Annotated in this window: 1 protein-coding gene; it reads right to left on the bottom strand. The window is 68.4% G+C overall.

Annotated elements, in window-relative coordinates; translation table 11 throughout:
• Positions 1 to 582, bottom strand: a 582-nt coding sequence (locus EI291_RS22540) for a sigma 54-interacting transcriptional regulator (RefSeq protein WP_148103455.1), incomplete at both ends; no start/stop codon positions are given.

Genomic DNA, 582 nt, shown 5'->3' on the forward strand with positions numbered 1-582 from the left:
GGGGACGGGTCGGTGATATTCGCGGCAGAACTCGAGCAGAAAATGCTGGGCCAGCAGCAGAATGTCGTGGCCCCGCTCGCGCAGCGGGGGCAGCTCGATGGGCAGGCCCACGACGCGGTAGTACAAGTCCTCGCGGAAGGTCTGCCGCTGCACCTGCTCGGCCAGGTTCTGGTGAGTGGCCGTAATCAGGCGCACGTCCAGCTTAACGCGCTCCGTGCCCCCCACCCGCTGCAGCTCCCGCTCCTGCAGCACGCGCAGCAGCTTGGCCTGCAGCGGCAGGCTCAGCTCGCCAATCTCATCCAGAAACAGCGTGCCCCCGTGGGCCTGCTCAAACTTGCCGATCTTGCGGCCGATGGCCCCGGTGAAGGCGCCCTTCTCGTGGCCGAAGAGCTCACTCTCCAGCAGCTCGGCGGGAATGGCGGCCATGTTCACGGCCACGAAGGGCTGCTGGCGCCGCGCCGAGTTCAGGTGCACGGCCTGGGCCACCAGCTCCTTGCCCGTGCCCGTCTCGCCCGTGATGGACACGGTCACCGGCGTCTGCGCCGCCCGCTCCATCAAGGCAAACGTGCGCTCCATCGCCGC

The sequence above is a fragment of the Hymenobacter rigui genome (genome assembly GCF_003944715.1).
GTDB classification, from domain to species: Bacteria; Bacteroidota; Bacteroidia; order Cytophagales; family Hymenobacteraceae; genus Hymenobacter; species Hymenobacter rigui.